16 protein-coding genes and 1 tRNA gene are annotated in these 19,038 nt (G+C 43.8%); 15 read left to right on the top strand and 2 right to left on the bottom strand.

What is annotated here, in order from left to right; translation table 11 throughout:
* Positions 1–38 precede the first annotated feature (38 nt).
* Positions 39–1,520 (top strand): selenocysteine-specific translation elongation factor, encoded by a 1,482-nt coding sequence (gene selB / locus AB5916_RS02685; protein WP_368189142.1) that lies wholly within the window; start codon positions 39–41, stop codon positions 1,518–1,520.
* Positions 1,521–1,550: 30 nt separating this feature from the next.
* Here selB and AB5916_RS02680 read toward each other — a convergent pair.
* Positions 1,551–1,645: transfer RNA gene (locus AB5916_RS02680), tRNA-Sec, on the bottom strand.
* A gap of 60 nt (positions 1,646–1,705) precedes the next feature.
* Between AB5916_RS02680 and moaA the strand changes: the two genes are divergently transcribed.
* From moaA to queA, 14 genes are all read left to right on the top strand, one after another.
* Positions 1,706–2,695 (top strand): GTP 3',8-cyclase MoaA, encoded by a 990-nt coding sequence (moaA, locus tag AB5916_RS02675; protein ID WP_368189140.1) that lies wholly within the window; start codon positions 1,706–1,708, stop codon positions 2,693–2,695.
* A 160-nt stretch (positions 2,696–2,855) separates the two neighbouring features.
* Complete coding sequence (gene plsX, locus AB5916_RS02670; protein WP_158420505.1) at positions 2,856–3,884, top strand: phosphate acyltransferase PlsX; 1,029 nt, start codon at positions 2,856–2,858, stop codon at positions 3,882–3,884.
* 294 nt (positions 3,885–4,178) lie between these two features.
* Complete coding sequence (rnc, locus tag AB5916_RS02665) at positions 4,179–4,862, top strand: ribonuclease III (RefSeq protein WP_158420501.1); 684 nt, start codon at positions 4,179–4,181, stop codon at positions 4,860–4,862.
* 17 nt (positions 4,863–4,879) lie between these two features.
* Positions 4,880–8,440, top strand: a complete 3,561-nt coding sequence (gene smc / locus AB5916_RS02660) for a chromosome segregation protein SMC (protein ID WP_368189139.1) — start codon at positions 4,880–4,882, stop codon at positions 8,438–8,440.
* Between the two features lie 14 nt (positions 8,441–8,454).
* A complete protein-coding gene (ftsY, locus tag AB5916_RS02655) occupies positions 8,455–9,417 on the top strand; it encodes a signal recognition particle-docking protein FtsY (protein ID WP_368189138.1) in 963 nt (320 codons plus the stop codon).
* A 27-nt stretch (positions 9,418–9,444) separates the two neighbouring features.
* Positions 9,445–10,635 (top strand): right-handed parallel beta-helix repeat-containing protein, encoded by a 1,191-nt coding sequence (locus AB5916_RS02650; protein WP_368189137.1) that lies wholly within the window; start codon positions 9,445–9,447, stop codon positions 10,633–10,635.
* Between the two features lie 192 nt (positions 10,636–10,827).
* The gene (gene ilvA, locus AB5916_RS02645; protein ID WP_368189135.1) at positions 10,828–12,039 is read left to right on the top strand and encodes a threonine ammonia-lyase; all 1,212 of its coding nucleotides are present in this window, start codon (positions 10,828–10,830) and stop codon (positions 12,037–12,039) included.
* A 632-nt stretch (positions 12,040–12,671) separates the two neighbouring features.
* A complete protein-coding gene (gene ylxM, locus AB5916_RS02640; protein ID WP_158420491.1) occupies positions 12,672–12,995 on the top strand; it encodes a YlxM family DNA-binding protein in 324 nt (107 codons plus the stop codon).
* 3 nt (positions 12,996–12,998) lie between these two features.
* Positions 12,999–14,348 (top strand): signal recognition particle protein, encoded by a 1,350-nt coding sequence (gene ffh, locus AB5916_RS02635; RefSeq protein WP_368189134.1) that lies wholly within the window; start codon positions 12,999–13,001, stop codon positions 14,346–14,348.
* Between the two features lie 63 nt (positions 14,349–14,411).
* Entirely contained in the window at positions 14,412–14,657 is a 246-nt protein-coding gene (gene rpsP, locus AB5916_RS02630; RefSeq protein WP_158420487.1) for a 30S ribosomal protein S16, read from the top strand.
* 60 nt (positions 14,658–14,717) lie between these two features.
* On the top strand, positions 14,718–14,948 hold the full coding sequence (locus AB5916_RS02625; protein WP_158420486.1) for a KH domain-containing protein: 231 nt from the start codon (positions 14,718–14,720) through the stop codon (positions 14,946–14,948).
* A 167-nt stretch (positions 14,949–15,115) separates the two neighbouring features.
* Positions 15,116–15,619, top strand: coding sequence for a ribosome maturation factor RimM (gene rimM / locus AB5916_RS02620; protein WP_368189133.1), 504 nt, complete (start codon positions 15,116–15,118; stop codon positions 15,617–15,619).
* Positions 15,620–16,423, top strand: a complete 804-nt coding sequence (trmD, locus tag AB5916_RS02615; RefSeq protein ID WP_368189132.1) for a tRNA (guanosine(37)-N1)-methyltransferase TrmD — start codon at positions 15,620–15,622, stop codon at positions 16,421–16,423. It abuts the gene before it with no gap.
* On the top strand, positions 16,420–17,454 hold the full coding sequence (queA, locus tag AB5916_RS02610; RefSeq protein WP_368189131.1) for a tRNA preQ1(34) S-adenosylmethionine ribosyltransferase-isomerase QueA: 1,035 nt from the start codon (positions 16,420–16,422) through the stop codon (positions 17,452–17,454). Before trmD ends, queA begins: the two co-directional genes overlap by 4 nt.
* A gap of 159 nt (positions 17,455–17,613) precedes the next feature.
* Here the strand turns inward: queA and AB5916_RS02605 are convergent, their stop codons facing one another.
* Positions 17,614–18,858: a CapA family protein gene (locus AB5916_RS02605; RefSeq protein WP_368189130.1), complete on the bottom strand. Its 1,245-nt coding sequence runs from the start codon at positions 18,856–18,858 to the stop codon at positions 17,614–17,616.
* Positions 18,859–19,038: the final 180 nt, after the last annotated feature.

The raw sequence follows: 19,038 nt of genomic DNA, 5'->3' as shown, positions 1-19,038 counted from the left end.
AGCTAAAGAAACGTCCTTCCTCACAAGGAGGTGAGTGGATGCAGTACGTTACCATTGGGACAGCAGGACATGTGGATCATGGGAAAACCTGTTTGGTAAAAGCGTTGACAGGGGTGGATACAGACCGGCTTCTGGAAGAAAAGCAAAGAGGCCTGACGGTTGATCTTGGATTTGCCCCTGTTGATCTGGGACAAGAGATCCGTGGCGGGATCATCGATGTACCGGGGCATGAGCACTTTATCAAAAATATGCTGGCTGGTGTGTGGGGAATGGAGATCATCTTATTTGTGGTGGCAGCTGATGAGGGGATCATGCCTCAGACAGTAGAGCATTTGCAGATCCTGTCACTTCTGGGGATCAAAAAAGGATTGATCGCCCTTACCAGATGTGATCTGGCTGATGCAACGCAAAAGCAGAAGGTGAGACAGGATATAGAAACCCTTGTAAAAGGGACTTTCCTTGAACAGGCACCTGTCATAGAAACCAGCATACTTACTGGTGAAGGGATCAAGACCATACGAAAGGAGCTGTCACAGCTTGCCAAAATGCTGCCGCCAAAAGACCTTTCTCTGCCTTATTTTCTGCCTATTGACCGTGCTTTTACAGTGCCAGGGTTTGGAACTGTAATTACAGGTACCCTGGTTCAGGGAAGGATCTGTGCAGGTGCAAAAGGAATCCTGTATCCAAAAGGGAAAGAAGTTAAGATCCGCAGGCTGGAGATCTTTGGAAAACAGGCTGAATGGGTACAGGCTGGCACCAGGGTGGCAGTGAATCTGCCGGGAATAGAAAAAAAGCAGATTTCCAGAGGCATGGTACTGGCACAGCCTGGCAGTCAAAAGCCTGCAGGGAGAATAAATATACAGTTTCAGATCGTAAAAAGCTTAAAAGAACCTGTAAAAAATAACAGTCGTATACAGGTATGCTGGGGCTGTGGTACATTTCAGGGCAGGATACTTCTGGAAGGTAAGGAACAGATTTTTCCAGGAGAAGAATGCCAGGCACAGCTTCGTTTGGAAAAAGAACTTTATATAAAGCCTGGAGATCATCTGATCCTTCGGAAATATTCTCCTTCAGAAACCATTGGAGGCGGTGTAGTAATACAGCTTTGCGATAAGGTTAGACGGGAAAAGGTATGCCAAAAGCCAGAGGAATCCGGTGAAACCATGAAAAAGATCTGCACTTTGTATCAGCAGGCGGGTTTCTTTCCACCTAAAACCTGTGAGGTCAAAAAACAGCTTGGGAAAGAACCGGGATTTTCCCGGGCTTTTTTCAAAATGATACAGCAGGGAGATTTATGCAGGTTTGGAGAGGGAAATTATATGGCAAAAGCCTATTATAAGAAAGGAAAAGAATGTGCTGCTTTTCTTTTTAGGCAACATGGTGAGATCCCTACAGGAATGTTCAGGGACATACTTGGTATTTCAAGAAAGTGTGCCATTACTCTTTTGGAAAGCTACGACAAAGAGCATTTTACCAGCTGGAATGGAAAGAAAAGAATCCTGGCACGCAGCATTGGATAACTGAAAAGCTGTAAAATAGATATGATTTACTGGCGGGAACATGTGGGAATCGAACCCACCCGGGACAATCCATGCCCCACACTGGTTTTGAAGACCAGGAGACACACCAGCACCTTTCTGCTCCCGGAAAAATTATACTAAAAATCATCAGGTGTTTCAAGGAAAAAAAGAAAGGAGGAAGCCGTATGCAGGACAGTTATGGCAGAACCATTGACTATATCAGGATTTCTGTAACAGATCAGTGCAATCTTCGGTGTATTTATTGTATGCCAGAAGGCTGTATACAAAAAGTGCCCAAACAGATGCTCAACGATGATCAGATCCTTATGCTGTGCAGGTGTTTTGCGCAGCTTGGAGTTTCCAGAGTCAAGATCACAGGCGGTGAACCTCTTTTGCGGCCTCAGGTCCCCGCACTTATTAAAGAAATAAGGCAGATTCCTGGGATACGCAGCGTTACTCTTACAACGAACGGGATTTTATTGAAAAAGTATCTTCCCCAGTTGGTAAAGGCAGGGATTACAGGAGTCAATATCAGTATTGATTCCCTGAATTCCGTACATTATCAACAGATCAGCGGCAGGGACAGGCTCCTTCCTGTTATGGACAGTCTAAAAGCAGCCTTATCTTATCCGGAGCTTGTAACAAAGCTGAACTGTGTGCCTGTTTATGGAAAAAATCATCAGGATCTGGCAGATCTGGCTTTACTTGCCAAAGATCAGGACCTGCATGTACGTTTTATTGAAATGATGCCTATCGGATATGGGAAGGATTTTACCTGCTGCACAGAGGATCAGATTCTGATGCTTCTGGAAAAGAAGCTTCATACTCAGCTGATTCCTTATGAAGGCAGTCTGGGAAATGGTCCTGCCCATTATTATCAGGCACAGGGATTTAAAGGAAAAATTGGCTTCATCAGTGCAGTAAGCCATAAATTTTGCAGTCAGTGCAACCGGATCCGGCTGACCAGTGACGGATATCTGAAAACCTGTCTTCAGTATCAGGCAGGCTGTGATCTTATGCCTTACCTGCAAAAAGGGGCATCAGAAGAAACGCTGAAACAGATGATCCTTAAGGCAGTAAAAGAAAAACCTATGTGCCATCATTTCCTGGAAGAGCAAAAGGACGAAAGGAAAGAAAAGGAAGAACTAAGGGCTATGTGTGAGATTGGCGGATAACAGGATGCCACCGGAGCATATAGAGGAATGCTATTGACTTTTGCGCCTTGTTTTTAGTATAGTAAGATACGGAGTAACTGTAAGCGTATGTTAGGACAGTTGGCCACAGGGAATACTAAATCCAGAAAGCAGTTTCGCTTTTTTCAGGAGGTAATTATAAATGTCAGAATTGGTAAAAGTAGTTGTAGATGCAATGGGAGGCGATTATGCACCTCAGGAGCCTGTAAAGGCAGCCGTAGAAGCGGTTACGGAAAGAAAAGATATCCAGGTGATCCTGACAGGTCCTGAGGATGAAGTGCATGCCCAGCTTGCGAAATATCCTGATTATCCTAAGGACAGGATCCAGGTGGTACCAGCCACAGAGGTGATCCAGACAGCTGAACCGCCGGTTATGGCCATCCAGAAGAAAAAGGATTCTTCACTTGTAGTAGGACTTAAGATGGTAAAGCGCCAGGAGGCAGATGCATTTGTATCTTGTGGAAGTACAGGTGCCATTCTTGTTGGAGGTCAGGTTCTTGTAGGCAGACTTAAAGGAGTAGAGCGGCCGCCTTTGGCACCTCTGATTCCTACAGAGAAGGGAGTTTCCCTTCTGATCGACTGCGGTGCTACAGTTGATGCCAGATCTTCCCATCTGGTACAGTTTGCCAAAATGGGATCTATTTACATGGAGAATGTAGTGGGGATCAAGAATCCCAAAGTAGCCATCGTGAATATTGGTGCAGAGGAAGAAAAGGGAAATGCACTTGTAAAAGAGACATTTCCCCTTTTGAAGGCATGCCCTGGTATTAATTTTATCGGAAGCATTGAAGCAAGGGATATTCCTTCCGGATATGCAGATGTAGTGGTATGCGAAGCCTTTGTAGGCAATGTGATCCTGAAGCTTTATGAAGGGCTTGCAGGCACACTGATGAAGAAGATCAAAGGCGGCCTGATGTCCAGTTTCCGCAGCAAGCTGGGGGCACTTCTGATCAAGCCTGCACTTAAGAAGACCCTGAAATCCTTTGATGTGACAGAGCATGGCGGAGCACCGCTTCTTGGCCTTAAAGGGCTTGTGGTAAAATGTCATGGAAGTGCCAGATCCATAGAGATCAAAAACGGGATTTTCCAGTGTGTTCAGTTTAAACAGCAGCGGATCAATGAAAAGATCGGGGAACATATTCTGGAGATGGCTGACACATCTAAAGAGTAAGGATAACAGCTGGGAGATGACTCCCACCTCTATAGGTGGTGAGCAACAAGCTGGTATCAGTGGTGGGAGTCAATCCCCCAGCTGTTATAGCCTCCGGCAGGATTGCAGAGGTGCGCAGGAGAAGTATGTCATGCAATTGCATGACGCGCACCTCGCAGCAAGAATGCCGAGGCATTCTTGAGAAGGGATTGCCGGTTTTGGGGACAGCCTGGAACGGCAGCCCTTTCTTGTGTGTAGCAGGAAATTACTCAGTAATGTTTGCAATAGGATGATTTGTTATAATAAGGAGATAATATGGAGACGAATTTAACGGAATTGGAGAGCAGGATCGGGTACAGCTTTAAAGATAAAACCCTTCTTGTGAAAGCCTTGACCCATAGCTCTTATGCAAATGAAAAAAAGCTTGGAAAAGGAGGCTGTAATGAACGGCTGGAATTCTTAGGAGATGCAGTGCTGGAACTGATCAGCAGTCATTTTCTTTTTGAAAAATATCCAAAGCTTCCGGAAGGAGAATTAACAAAGAAACGTGCAAGCCTGGTATGTGAGCCAAGCCTTGCATTTTGTGCAAGGGATTTTGAGTTGCCTAAGTATCTGCTCCTTGGCAGAGGAGAGGAACTTACAGGAGGACGGAACAGGGATTCTATTGTCTCAGATGCAACAGAGGCTCTTCTTGGGGCTATTTATCTGGACGGTGGTTTTGCTAATGCAAAGGAGTTTGTATTGGATTTTATACTGAATGACCTGGAGCATAAGCAGCTCTTTTATGATAGCAAGACCATCCTGCAGGAAATTGTCCAGGAGAATCTGAGTCATGGAGTAGAATACCGCCTTGTGGGAGAATCAGGACCGGATCACAACAAAAGCTTTACAGTGGAAGTGCTGGTGAATGACCAGGTAATGGGACAGGGCACCGGGCACACCAAGAAAGCTGCAGAGCAGGCAGCTGCTTATGAGGCAATCCGAAAACTGAGAAAATAAAGGGCCATAGGTAAAATATGTACTTAAAAAATATTGAAGTGCAGGGATTTAAATCATTTGCACAGAAGATCAATTTTGAATTTCACAATGGCATTACTGGTATTGTAGGGCCTAACGGCAGCGGAAAAAGCAATGTTGGTGATGCAGTACGCTGGGTTCTTGGAGAACAGAGTGCCAAGCAGCTTCGAGGCGGCAATATGCAGGATGTTATTTTCTCAGGAACAGAGACAAGAAAGCCATTAAGCTTTGCCTCCGTTGCCATTACGCTGGATAACAGTGACCATAAGCTGCCAGTGGAGTTTAATGAGGTAACAGTTACAAGGCGTTTGTACCGCTCCGGTGAAAGTGAATATCTGATCAACGGTAGTGCATGCAGGTTGAAAGACATTAATGAGATGTTTTATGATACCGGTATCGGAAAGGAAGGCTATTCCATTATCGGACAGGGACAGATCGACAAGATCTTAAGCGGAAAGCCAGAGGATCGAAGAGAACTGTTTGACGAGGCAGCAGGAATCGTCAAGTATAAACGCAGGAAAAATACCACCATCAAAAAGCTGGAGGATGAACAACAGAATCTGGTTCGTGTAACCGATATCTTAAGCGAGCTTACCAAGCAGCTTGGACCTTTGGAACGTCAGTCTGAAACGGCAAGGATCTATTTAGCGAAAAGGGACAGCTTAAGGGAACTGGATGTAAATATGTTTCTTTTGGAAAGCCGGCAGACAGAAAAGGATCTGTTGGTGTTAAGAGAGAAGAATGAAACAGCATCTGCACAGCTTGAAGATACCAACAGAGAATACCAGCAGACAAAGGTAGAGTATGACCGTCTGGAGCAGGAACTGGAAGAACTGAACCGGCAGATGGATGAGCTGAGGGAAAAGACCCAGCAAAATGCGTTGCAAAAGCAGCAGTTGGAAGGCCAGATCAATGTTTTAAACGAGCAGATCCAGGCAGGCTTGCAAAGTGATACACATTTTAAGAACCGTCTGGAAATTGTGGAAGAGGATCTGAAGCAGAGACAGCAGGCCAGATCTGAAGTAGAAGAAGAGAAGGGATCTCTTCATACCATTGTAAAAGAAGCTCAGAAACGGCTGACAGACCAGGAAGACAGACTGCATACGGTGCAGGAACAGATCTCCCAGTGTGAAAGTGCAGTAGAAGACGGCAAGAACGAGATCATAGAGATCTTGAATTCCAGAGCTACCACAAAAGGAAAGGCTCAGAGATTTGATACTTTGATGGAGCAGGTGGGGATTCGTAAGGCAGAAGTAAATCAACACATTCTTCACCTGAAAAGTGAGGAAGCCCAGCAGAAGACCATTCGGGCAAAAGCCCAGTCAGAGTATGACCAGATCACAGAAGAGATCCATCAGATCGATCAGAAGTCCAGACAGATGGACCAGCAGGTACATAGCCTTAGTGAAGATCTGAAAAAACAGACCACACAGCTGGAAATCAGTCAGACCGCCTACCACAGGGAAGCATCCAGGCTGGAATCCTTGCGAAATATTACAGAACGCTATGACGGATATGGCAACAGTATCCGCAGGGTCATGGAGCAGAAAGACCGGGTATCCGGCATCCGTGGTGTGGTAGCAGATCTGATCCAGGTTAACAAAGAGTATGAGATCGCCATTGAGACAGCCCTTGGAGGAAGTATCCAGAATATTGTTACTGACAATGAGCAGACTGCAAAAAGGATGATCGAATACCTGAAGAAGAACCGTTTCGGTCGTGCCACATTTCTCCCTTTGAACAGCATTAATACAAGAGGGGAGTTCAGTCAGAAAGATGCATTAAAGGAGGCGGGTGTGATAGGCCTGGCTTCTGATCTGGTTACCACAGAGAAAGAATATACAGGGCTTACCAGGTACCTTCTTGGCAGAGTCCTGGTAGTGGATCAGATTGACCATGCAATTGCCATTGCAAAAAAGTATCACCACAGCCTGCGTATGGTAACTATTGAGGGAGAATCCTTAAGTCCGGGCGGGTCCATGACAGGTGGTGCGTTTAAGAATAACAGCAATCTTCTGGGAAGGCGCAGGGAGATCGAGGAACTGGAAGGAAAGGTGGCTGCCCAAAAGGAAGAGGTAAGCCGTCTGGCTGCTTCTATGGAAGAGAACAGGCATAACCGCAATCAGCTCCGTGAGCAGATTTCACAGCTGCAGGAACAGCTGCGCAGCAAATACGTAGCACAGAATACTGCAAAAATGAATCTGGTACAGCTAAATGATAAAGAGCAGGAGATCCGTGATGGATATGAAAGAATCCGTCTGGATCAGGAGCAGATCCGCAGACAGATCAGTGAGATCAAGCAGGATCATGACAAGATCGATGAAGAATTAAAGGCTTCCAGACAAGATGAGAAAGAACTGGAAACCTATATCGAGACAAGGCAGAAGGAACTGGAAGAATGGAAAAATGAAGAAAGTTCAGTACAAAGAAAGCTGGAAGATCTTCGTCTGGAAGCATCTACCACCCAGCAGAAAGAAAGCTTTGCATCTGAGAATCTTTCCCGTCTTATTTCTGAGATCCAAGGACTTGTGCAGGAAAAACAGACTATTTTGGAAACCCTGAAGCAGGGAAATCAGGAGATGGAAAATAAGCGCAGATCTGTGGAAGAGCTGAAAGAAGCAGTGTCCGGATTTGGCGGCCAGGAAGAGGCAGACAGACAGCAGCTGGAGAATTGGCAGAAAGAAAAGGATCTGAAAAACACCAGCCATAAAGCCTTTTTTGAAAAAAGGGATCATTTGTCCGGCCAGATTTCCTTGCTAGATAAAGAATGCTTCCGCCTGAAAAGCCAGATGGAAAAGCTGGAGGAAAGCCGGGAGGCTCAGATTTCCTATATGTGGGAGGAGTATGAGATCACACCTAACAATGCTCTTCAATATCGAAAGGAAGAATATACAGACCTGAAGGAAATGAAGAAGCAGATCACACAGTTAAAGGATGAGATCAGAAAGCTTGGTTCTGTAAACGTAAATGCTATTGAGGATTATAAAAATCTTCAGGAACGTCATGCATTCCTTTCCGGCCAGTATGAGGATCTGAAAAAAGCAGAGGCTCAGCTTGAAAATATTATCCGGGAATTGGATGAAGGCATGCGTCAGCAGTTTTCCGAAAAATTCAGAGATATCCAGAGAGAGTTTGACAAAGCCTTCAAGGAATTGTTTGGGGGAGGCAAGGGTACTCTGGAATTGGAAGAAGATGTGGATATCCTGGAAGCTGGCATTAAGATTATTTCCCAGCCACCAGGCAAGAAGCTGCAGAATATGATGCAGCTGTCCGGTGGTGAGAAGGCATTGACTGCAATTGCCCTTTTATTTGCAATCCAGAATCTGAAGCCTTCACCGTTCTGTCTTCTTGATGAGATCGAGGCAGCCCTGGATGATTCCAATGTAGGAAGGTTTGCCGGGTATTTGCAGAAGTTGACGAAGAACACACAGTTTATTATAATAACACATAGAAGGGGAACCATGAATGCAGCAGACAGACTGTACGGTATCACCATGCAGGAAAAAGGAGTATCCACTCTTGTGTCTGTTGACCTTGTGGAGAACCAGCTAACGCAGTAAGGAGGGAATGGGATATGGCAGAGGAGAAAAAAGGCTTTTTTAAAAGGCTTGTAAGTGGTCTTACCAAGACCCGTGACAACATTGTGAAAGGGTTTGACTCCCTTTTCAGCGGATATTCCAGTATTGATGATGATTTTTACGAGGAGCTGGAGGAGATCCTGATCATGGGAGATATTGGGATCAATGCCACTACAGCTATTCTTGAAAATCTGAAAACTCAGGTAGAAGAGAAGCATATCAAGGATCCTATGGAGTGCAAGGAACTTCTCATCGACAGTATTAAAGAACAGATGTATGTGGACAGCACAGACTATGAATTTGAGAATCGTAAGTCAGTGATCCTGGTGATCGGTGTAAATGGTGTGGGCAAGACTACATCTGTAGGTAAGCTGGCAGGTAAATTAAAGGATCAGGGGAAGAGAGTGATCCTTGCAGCAGCAGATACCTTCCGTGCAGCAGCGGGAGAACAGCTGACCCAGTGGGCCAATCGTGCAGGTGTGGATATTATCGGTGGCCAGTCAGGAGCAGATCCTGCTTCAGTAGTATATGATGCAGTGGCTGCAGCAAAAGCAAGAAATGCTGACGTGCTGATCTGTGACACAGCAGGACGTCTTCACAATAAGAAGAATCTGATGGAAGAGCTTCGGAAGATTTACCGGATTCTTGAGAAAGAATATCCGGAAGCATATTTGGAGACTCTGGTTGTATTGGATGGCACCACAGGACAGAATGCTCTTGTACAGGCCAGACAGTTTGCTGAAGTTGCCAATGTAAACGGGATCATCCTTACCAAGCTTGACGGTACAGCCAAAGGTGGTATTGCAGTGGCAATCCAGTCTGAACTGGATATTCCGGTCAAATATATCGGTGTAGGTGAGAGTATTGATGATCTGCAGAAATTTGATGCCAACGAATTTGTTAATGCATTGTTCAATGTTGATGAAAGAGCCCTGAGCAACGGAGAAGATAATGAATAAACACGTGATCGTGTAAGGAGGTAGAATATGAAAAAAACATGGAGAAATATCTGTTTTCTGCTGCTTGCAGTACTGATTCTGGCTGGATATCCTCAGATAACACATGCGGCAGTATCTGAAGCTTATGGAGATTATACCGTTTATAATGTGACCGAATACGGGGCAGACCCAACAGGAGCACAGGCCTGTGATGCTGCTATTTCATCTGCTTTACGTGCAGCAAGAAAAAACAGTGGTAAAAAACTGCTATATTTTCCAGCAGGATCTTATACAGTTCACGGTACGGTAAAACTTGCATCCAGGATGGTGCTGGCTGCTGATGAGCAGACGGTTGTAACAGGTACAGGCAGCAAGCTGATCAACCTGACCGGGGCTTCCGGTGCAGTGATAGATGGCGGTACCTGGAGAGGAAGGGCGGGTTCTACTGTTATTTCAGGCAACAGCGGATCTGATATCCGTCTTCTTAATATGAATGTGGAATCAGGATTGAATGGTATTAAATTACGTGCAACGACCGCATACCTGGAAAATGTAACCATTTCCAAGAGTACCAGCATTGGTATGGGACTGTCTGGTCAATGTCAGGTTACAGCCAAAGACTGCAAGATCCTGAATAATGGTTCCGGATATCCAAAGCAAGGGCTGGGACATGGAGTAGGCGTATATGAGAAGTCTGTTTTCAATATTTCAGATTCTCAGCTGAATGGCAACCGTGAATGTGGTATTTCCGTAAAGAATGGTACAGCATTTGTTACAAATTGTAAGCTTTACAATAATGGACGTCATGGTCTTGGTACAGCACTTGTGTGCAATGTTACAATGACTAATTGCGATATTTACAAAAACGGACTGAAAGACAAACATGATGGGGTTATCCTTGTTGGCGGTTCTAAAGGAACATTTACAAATTGTAAATTCCGTGCCAATGCAGCAACAGGGCTTCTTGTAAATGATAGTAACACCCGTGCGGTGATCAAGAAGTGTATTTTTAAGAATAATAAGGCACACAATATTTATAGTGAAAACCTGAAATCCGGTAAAGTAAGCCTGGTGATCGACAGTTGTAGCTTTTACAAATGCAAAACATCTGATTCTGTAAGGATCCATGTAAATAAAAAATCTGCTTACAGTCTTAAGATCAAAGGAAAAAACAAGTATTACAAAGTAAAGCCAAAATATACTTTCTGGATAAAAAACAAACTTACTTATAAAAAATAAGCCTACTTATAAAAACTAAGCCTACTTATTAAAACCAAACTTACCTGTAAAAACTAAATTTACTTAAAAAACTAATGTAACTGTTCTTTATGGGCATAGTTACGATTTGCTACAAAATGATGTTGGGGGCAAAAGCCTCCAACGATGATACTAAATTAAAATTCTGCTGACGGCAGACGAGGAGGAAGCACAATGTTGACACTGGACAGTTTTGAACAGGCATCAGAGATCGTGAAACAGGTGACACAGGAGACAAAGCTGATCAAAAGCAGTTATTTTTCAGAAATGACTGGAAATAAGGTTTATTTTAAACCTGAAAATATGCAGCGTACAGGAGCATATAAGGTGCGTGGTGCTTATTATAAGATCAGTACACTGACGGAAGAAGAGAGAAGCAAAGGGCTGATCACTGCTTCTGCAGGAAACCATGCTCAGGGTGTTGCCTATGCAGCACATAAATATGGGGTAAAAGCAGTCATCGTCATGCCAACCACCACACCCCTGATCAAGGTAGAGCGTACCAAAAGCTATGGGGCAAAGGTGATCCTTCATGGGGATGTATATGATGAAGCCTGTGCATTTGCACTGGAACTGGCAGAAAAAGAAGGATATACTTTTATCCATCCCTTTGATGATCCGGCAGTAGCTACAGGTCAGGGAACCATTGCTATGGAGATCGTACAGGAACTTCCGCTGGTAGATTACATTCTTGTGCCTATTGGAGGCGGCGGACTTGCTACAGGAGTTTCCACACTTGCAAGGCTTCTGAATCCCCATATCAAAGTGATTGGTGTAGAGCCGGCCGGTGCAGCTTGCATGAAAGCATCTCTTGAGAAAGGGGAAGTGGTTACCCTTCCTCATGTAAATACTATTGCAGATGGTACTGCTGTTCAGACGCCTGGTTCCAAAATCTTCCCTTATATCCAGAAGAATCTGGACGGGATCATCACCATTGAGGATGATGAACTGATCGTTGCTTTCCTGGATATGGTTGAAAATCACAAGATGGTTGTAGAAAACTCCGGACTTCTTACGGTAGCAGCCCTTCGCCATCTTGATTTCAAGAACAAGAAAGTGGTTTCTATTTTAAGCGGTGGCAATATGGATGTGATCACTATGTCTTCTGTTGTTCAGCATGGGCTGATCCAGAGAGATCGTATCTTTACTGTATCTGTGCTGATTCCGGATAAACCAGGTGAATTGGTACGTGTAGCAAGCATTATTGCAGAGAATCAGGGAAATGTTATCAAGCTTGAGCATAATCAGTTTGTAAGCACCAACCGTAATGCGGCTGTTGAACTGAAGATCACGCTGGAGGCATTTGGCACAGATCATAAGAACCAGATCGTAAAAGCACTGGAAACAGCTGGCTGCAGACCAAAAGTGATCCGCGCCAGCCTTTAACAGGCAGAATTATATATCTGTCAAGAAAAAACACTTGACATTATTCGCTCAAAAATCCAGTAAATACAAGGGTTCTAGCAGTTGAAAAGATTAATCTGTGACAATCTTGTGACAAATGAGAAAATTTTTGGATTTCAAGCAAGATGGTATATTGATTTCAAAATTTGCATATGCTATAATTGCCATAGGCGAAAAGAAATAGCAAGTCCATGGAGACAAAAAGAGTGAAGCCCTCAGTACTGCGAATACTGGGGGCTTCTTCTTGCTTATTTATAGTAGACAAGAAACTACTAGGCTAGTGTTGTCTCACTTATCACCATCTAACCATTTGCAAACATAATAGGCGGCTATGCTCGCCAGACAGGAGATAAGAAAAGAAATAGCAATGTTTTCCATAGAGATTTCACCTCCTCCCGTTGCCGGGTATCGGCTAGACAACATATTTAGTATAGCATGGGGCAGAACAAAATGGAACATGCAGAAATAACTACCCAGTACAAATTAATATGCCGGTTTTTTGAACCATTTTATCAATAGATGAACGTAGACGAAAAGACACGAACAAAAGTTCGTAAAGAAAAAACACTTGACATCCGGATGCAAATACGGTAAGATACACAAGGTGATTACGAATGGAAAAGTTTGTAGAGCGTACACTTTTGTATGATTTTTATGGTGAACTTCTTACCAGTAGGCAGCAGCAGGTGTATACGAATGTTGTCCTGGAGGATTATTCCTTAAGTGAAGTAGCACAGGATCTGGGAATTTCCAGACAGGGAGTACACGATATGATCCGGAGATGCGATAAGGCACTGGAGGAGTATGAAGAGAAGCTTCATTTAGTTGACAAGTTTCTGAATATACGAAAGCAGGTAAAGCGGATCCATCAGATTGCTGAAGAATCCGGGATTGAAGAGATTGCAGCGATTTCCAATGTGATATTAGAGGAGTTATAATACATGGCATTTGAAAGCTTGACAGAAAAATTACAGAATGTATTCAAAAAGCTGAGAAGTAAAGGCAGGCTGACAGAAGAAGATGTTAAGATCGCTTTGAAAGAAGTTAAGATGGCTCTTCTTGAAGCAGATGTCAATTTCAAGGTGGTCAAGCAGTTTACCAAGTCTGTGCAGGAGCGTGCAGTAGGACAGGATGTAATGAATGGTCTGAATCCGGGACAGATGGTGATCAAGATCGTAAATGACGAGCTTGTAAGCCTGATGGGCAGTGAGACTACAGAGCTTCCTATTAAGTCAGGCAATGATATGACAGTGATCATGATGGCAGGTCTTCAGGGAGCTGGTAAGACCACTACAGCGGCCAAGCTTGCAGGTAAGCTGAAGGCAAAAGGCAAGCGTCCGCTTTTGGTTGCCTGTGATGTATACCGGCCGGCAGCTATTACACAGCTTCAGGTAAATGGTGAGAAGCAGGGCGTAGAAGTTTTTTCCATGGGAGACAAACAGAAGCCTGTAGACATTGCCAAAGCTGCCATCGGTCATGCAAAGGAACATCAGCAGAATGTTGTGATCATTGATACTGCAGGACGTCTTCATATTGATGAGAATATGATGCAGGAGCTTGCAGATATTAAGGAGAATGTACAGGTAGATGCTACTGTTCTTGTTGTGGATGCCATGACAGGGCAGGATGCAGTAAATGTAGCCAAGACCTTTACTGATAAGGTGGGGATTGACGGTGTGATCCTTACCAAGATGGATGGAGATACCCGAGGTGGTGCAGCCCTTTCCATTAAGGCAGTTACCGGCAAGCCTATCCTTTACGTTGGTATGGGTGAGAAGCTTACAGATCTGGAACAGTTTTATCCGGACAGGATGGCATCCAGGATCTTAGGTATGGGTGATGTGATGAGTCTGATCGAGAAGGTGGAAGCCTCTGTAGATCAGGAGCAGGCACAGGAGATGTCCAAGAAGCTTAAGAAAATGGATTTTGACTTTAATGACTATCTTACCAGCCTGGATCAGATGAATAAGATGGGCGGGATCGGAAGTATCCTGAACATGCTTCCCGGTATGGGCGCCAAGATGAAAGACATTGAAGGGATGATCGATGAAAGTGCGATGAACAGGACCAAGTCCATTATACTTTCCATGACGATTCAGGAACGGAGCAATCCGGGAATCCTGAATGTATCCCGTAAGAATCGTATTGCCAAAGGGGCTGGCGTGGATATTTCCGAAGTCAACCGTCTTGTGAAGCAATTTGAACAGAGCAAGAAGATGATGAAGCAGATGCCCGGTATGATGGGTGGCAAAAAAGGTGGTAAAAGAGGTGGCTTCAAGCTTCCTTTTTAACATAAATTATTTACAATAAATAATCAAAAACAACACATAATCAAAAAATGGAGGAAAACAAAAATGGCAGTTAAGATCAGATTAAGAAGAATGGGACAGAAGAAAGCACCTTTCTATAGAATCATTGTTGCAGATTCCCGCAGCAAACGTGATGGAAGATGTATCGAGGAGATTGGTACCTACGATCCTAACCTTGATCCAAGTGTATTCAAAATTGATGAGGAAGCAGCTAAAAAATGGCTTTCTGTAGGTGCTCAGCCAACAGAAGTTGTTGCTAAGCTTTTCAAAGCAGCCGGAATCGAAAAATAAGAAATACCGGAGAGGGTATTTCTGTGACGTCCCCAAAAGGACGAGACAGGGAGGTATGTGATGAAAGGATTAGTTGAAGTAATTGCAAAATCTCTTGTTGAAAATCCGGATGAAGTAGTCGTTACTGAGACAGAGAAAGATGATGTGATCGTCATCGAATTAAAAGTGGGACCTTCTGATATGGGTAAGGTCATCGGACGTCAGGGCAGGATCGCCAAGGCAATCCGTACTGTAGTAAAAGCGGCTTCTTCCAAAAGCAGCAAAAAAGTGATTGTAGATATTCTGCAATGAAATAGTTTTCAGGGGCTGTTGCAATAGTATGGATGCAACAGCCTTTTTTTGTAATAGGAAATTACTCTGTAATGTTCCTATTAGAAAAAACGTTCCGCAAGGATGCGGTCAGATGCATGAGGAATATTCGTATTTTTATTAATAAGTACACAGACAGGAGCTTGGTGATGGAAGATTTATTAAAAGTAGGTGTGATCACTACCACACATGGTGTGAGAGGAGAAGTAAAGGTATATCCTACAACGGATGCAGAACGCTTTCCTGATCTTGAATATGTTTTTTTGGATACAGGCAGGGAGAAGAAACAGCTTTACATCCAGAATGTAAAGTTTTTCAAGAATCTTGTGATCCTGAAATTTAAAAATATTGATAATATTAATGATATAGAGAAATATAAAGGCAAAGAGTTGTGGATCCCCAGAGAGGAAGCACAGGATCTGGAAGAAGATGAGTATTATATTGCAGATCTGATCGGAATGAAGATTGTGACAGAGGATGGGACTTCTGTGGGAATTCTGAAGGATGTAATGGAAACAGGTGCTAATGATGTTTATGTGGTTCAGGATGCACAGGGCAAAGAACTTCTTCTCCCTGCCATTCACCAGTGTATTCTGGATGTGGACATTGAAAAAAATATTATGACTGTACATCTGATGAAAGGACTGGTATAAATGAATTTTCATGTACTGACCCTATTTCCGGAGATGATTCGGAACGGGATGAATACCAGCATTACAGGCCGGGCAATTGCAGCCGGTTATTTGTCCATAGAAGCTGTGAACATCCGGGATTTTGCCTATAATAAGCACCAGAAAGTGGATGATTATCCGTACGGCGGCGGCGCAGGAATGCTGATGCAGGCTGAACCGGTTTATCTTGCCTATGAGTCAGTGGTACAGCGTATCGGGAAAAGGCCAAGAGTTGTTTATCTTACTCCCCAAGGCAGGGTGTTTAATCAGGAAATGGCCAGAGAGATGGCAAAAGAAGAGGATCTGGTTTTTTTGTGCGGTCATTATGAAGGTATTGATGAACGTGTTCTTGAGGAGATCGTTACAGACTACGTGTCCATTGGAGATTATGTGCTGACAGGTGGTGAACTGCCTTCTATGGTTATGATGGATTCTATTTCCAGGATGGTGCCCGGGGTATTAAGCAACAAAGAATCTGGTGAGACAGAGTCTTTTGCTGGGAACCTTCTAGAATATCCCCAGTATTCCAGACCGGAAATATGGCATGGAAAAGCCGTACCTCAGGTGCTGATGTCCGGGCATCATGCTAATATTGAGAAATGGCGCAGGGAACAGTCTGTGATTCGTACTGCCAAAAGTCGGCCGGATCTTTTGAAAAAGGCTGATCTTACCAATAAAGAATGGAATTATGTAAGGCAGCTGAAAAAGCAATGGAAGGAAGAAACCCAACAGGCAGCTGCCTATGCGGACATGACCTGTGAACCGGAAAAAGAGGAGGAATTATGAAAACATCAGATTTTTATTATGATCTGCCCCAGGAGCTGATTGCCCAGGATCCTCTGACAGACCGAAGTGCATCCAGATTGATGCATTTGTCCATCAAGGATGGAAGTATTGAACATCGTCATTTTACGGATATCCTGGAATATCTGAACCCTGGAGACTGTCTTGTGATCAATGATACAAAGGTGATCCCGGCCAGATTGTATGGACATAAAGAAGAAACCGGAGCATTGATTGAGATACTTCTTTTAAAAAGAAATGAAAACGATGTGTGGGAATGTCTTGTAAAGCCTGGAAAAAAGGCACGAAAGGGAACCAGGATCAGTTTTGGTGATGGCTTATTAAAGGGTGAGATCGTAGATGTGATCGAAGATGGGAACCGCCTGATCCATTTCGAATATAACGGCATTTTTGAGGAAATCCTGGATCAGTTGGGAGAGATGCCTCTGCCTCCCTATATCACACACAAATTACAGGACAAAAATCGTTATCAGACGGTTTATGCAAAGCATGAGGGATCTGCTGCTGCACCTACTGCAGGGCTCCACTTTACAAAGGAACTTCTGGAAAAGGTAAAAGAAAAAGGTGTGCAGATCGCCCATGTGACATTGCATGTAGGGCTTGGCACTTTCCGGCCTGTCAAAGTAGATGATGTGGAGCAGCATCATATGCATTCTGAGTATTACGTGGTAGAAGAAGATCAAGCAAAGCTGATCAATGATACTAAGAAAAACGGCGGCCGTGTGATCGCTGTAGGGACTACCAGCTGTCGTACCCTGGAATCAGCCACCGGAGAAGATGGCGTTTTAAAAGCCGGTTCAGGCTGGACAGAGATTTTTATTTACCCAGGCTATCATTTTAAGATGATCGACAGCCTGATCACCAACTTCCATCTTCCAGAATCAACTCTTATGATGCTTGTTTCCGCGCTGGCTGGTAAGGAAAAGATTATGCATGCTTATGAAGAGGCTGTGAAGGAAAGATATAGATTTTTTTCCTTTGGGGATGCCATGTTCATTGACAGCAATCCATAATGAATATTTGTTGTAATTATTCAGCAGATAGTAGCTTTGAGGGTATTGAACAGTTATGAATTAATAGAAAAAGCCAAGGGTCAGTTCCCTTGGCTTTTGCAGATTCTATTATAATTCTGTAAGAAATTGTTGGTAATGAGATGATGCTATATTTAAACATCAGGATAGGGTATCGATCATGGAACTGCGTTCCTGGATTTTTTCCATGATTCGTGTTTTTTCATCCCCCTCTGCAGGCGTTGGCTGATAATTATTATAGACTTGTGCAGAAGAAATAGAGCAGGGGATGATATTGGTAACATTGTCATTCTGAAGAGAGCCATTGCTGAAGGTAAAGGATTGCTGGAAGATCATGGAATCCATATCGCTTGGAGCACTGTTGCCTCCGAAGCAGAAATTTCCAAGACTGTACACAATATTCTTACCTTTGTATGTTTCAATGCCCTGAAGTACATGAGGATGATGCCCGCATACCAGGTCAGCACCCTGATCAATGGCCAATCTGCCTAATGTTATCTGATTGGAATCAGGAACAGTTTCCTTTTCATTGCCCCAGTGGAAGATCACAATGGTAAGCTGGGCACCTTCGGATTTTACTTTTGCTATATTGTCTTTTAACTGCTGTTCCCGTTCAAGATGGTCATTTAACTCGTAAATACCAACCAGTCCCACCTTGATCCCTTTCACATCCATAACTGCTGTTTCGTCATAGCCAAAATGAACAATCCCTGCATCATCCAGGGCAGATAATGTATCCGTAAAGCTTTGCTCTCCATAATCATGACTGTGGTTATTGGCTGTGTTGACTGCTTCCACAGAACCACTGGTAAGGATTCCGGCATAAGAAGCAGGGGCTTTAAATGCAAAGGTTTTGTCAGCTCTCTGAGTGGATTCGGTAAGGGTTCCTTCCATATTGGCGATGGTCAGGTCATCTGCCTGGAAAATGCTTTTTACATTCTGGAGGAAATATTCTTTCCCGTAATTTTCGTAGTAGGCATTCAGACTGGTACTGTAATCAAAGGTTTCATCTGTACCAAGTGTACAGTCGCCTACAACACTGATGGTTAAAGTGACAGGAGCCTGCGTAGGAGTTGATTCTGCCTCAGAAGTAGTATCCTCAGTATTGCTGTCTGGGATCTCTTGCTTATTTGAAACTGGTGCATCCTGTGTACCTGTACTGGAAGCAGGCTTTGCTGAAGAAGAACAGGAGTGAAGGGAAATGCCTACGATGAGAACCAGCAGGACAGCCAGGAACCCTAGACAAATATGGATGCGACGCTGTCTTTGCCGATAATATCTGGATTTACGATATATATTTTTTCTGTGTCCCTGTATGGACGGTTGTGCTTTCTTCCCGCCAGGTTTGGCAGAACGCTTCGGGCGGGTATTTCTCTTTTCGGCCATAGTAAAAATCTCCTTGTAAATATATATTTGAGATGTTTGGTGTAAAAGTCAGAAATACAATTAGATACTTTAACAAATTTCAGTATACAAATATTTCCTGTTTTCGTCAATAAGCATATGTCCGCTGCACCAGAACTGCCTAAGCTGTATAGGGATTTTCAGAATACAAAAACGAGGAAA

The sequence above is a fragment of the Blautia sp. 1033sp1_1033st1_G9_1033SCRN_220408 genome (assembly GCF_040929965.1).
Lineage (GTDB): Bacteria > Bacillota > Clostridia > Lachnospirales > Lachnospiraceae > Blautia_A > Blautia_A ammoniilytica.
This window is presented reverse-complemented; position numbering and strand designations above follow the sequence as displayed.

What these genes read in the sequence shown, in the direction of transcription:
- selB (WP_368189142.1), top strand. Translation starts at nt 39, where the DNA reads ATGCAGTACGTTACCATTGGGACAGCAGGACATGTGGATCATGGGAAA.
- moaA (WP_368189140.1), top strand. Translation starts at nt 1,706, where the DNA reads ATGCAGGACAGTTATGGCAGAACCATTGACTATATCAGGATTTCTGTA.
- plsX (WP_158420505.1), top strand. Translation starts at nt 2,856, where the DNA reads ATGTCAGAATTGGTAAAAGTAGTTGTAGATGCAATGGGAGGCGATTAT.
- rnc (WP_158420501.1), top strand. Translation starts at nt 4,179, where the DNA reads ATGGAGACGAATTTAACGGAATTGGAGAGCAGGATCGGGTACAGCTTT.
- smc (WP_368189139.1), top strand. Translation starts at nt 4,880, where the DNA reads ATGTACTTAAAAAATATTGAAGTGCAGGGATTTAAATCATTTGCACAG.
- ftsY (WP_368189138.1), top strand. Translation starts at nt 8,455, where the DNA reads ATGGCAGAGGAGAAAAAAGGCTTTTTTAAAAGGCTTGTAAGTGGTCTT.
- AB5916_RS02650 (WP_368189137.1), top strand. Translation starts at nt 9,445, where the DNA reads ATGAAAAAAACATGGAGAAATATCTGTTTTCTGCTGCTTGCAGTACTG.
- ilvA (WP_368189135.1), top strand. Translation starts at nt 10,828, where the DNA reads ATGTTGACACTGGACAGTTTTGAACAGGCATCAGAGATCGTGAAACAG.
- ylxM (WP_158420491.1), top strand. Translation starts at nt 12,672, where the DNA reads ATGGAAAAGTTTGTAGAGCGTACACTTTTGTATGATTTTTATGGTGAA.
- ffh (WP_368189134.1), top strand. Translation starts at nt 12,999, where the DNA reads ATGGCATTTGAAAGCTTGACAGAAAAATTACAGAATGTATTCAAAAAG.
- rpsP (WP_158420487.1), top strand. Translation starts at nt 14,412, where the DNA reads ATGGCAGTTAAGATCAGATTAAGAAGAATGGGACAGAAGAAAGCACCT.
- AB5916_RS02625 (WP_158420486.1), top strand. Translation starts at nt 14,718, where the DNA reads ATGAAAGGATTAGTTGAAGTAATTGCAAAATCTCTTGTTGAAAATCCG.
- rimM (WP_368189133.1), top strand. Translation starts at nt 15,116, where the DNA reads ATGGAAGATTTATTAAAAGTAGGTGTGATCACTACCACACATGGTGTG.
- trmD (WP_368189132.1), top strand. Translation starts at nt 15,620, where the DNA reads ATGAATTTTCATGTACTGACCCTATTTCCGGAGATGATTCGGAACGGG.
- queA (WP_368189131.1), top strand. Translation starts at nt 16,420, where the DNA reads ATGAAAACATCAGATTTTTATTATGATCTGCCCCAGGAGCTGATTGCC.
- AB5916_RS02605 (WP_368189130.1), bottom strand. Translation starts at nt 18,858, where the DNA reads ATGGCCGAAAAGAGAAATACCCGCCCGAAGCGTTCTGCCAAACCTGGC.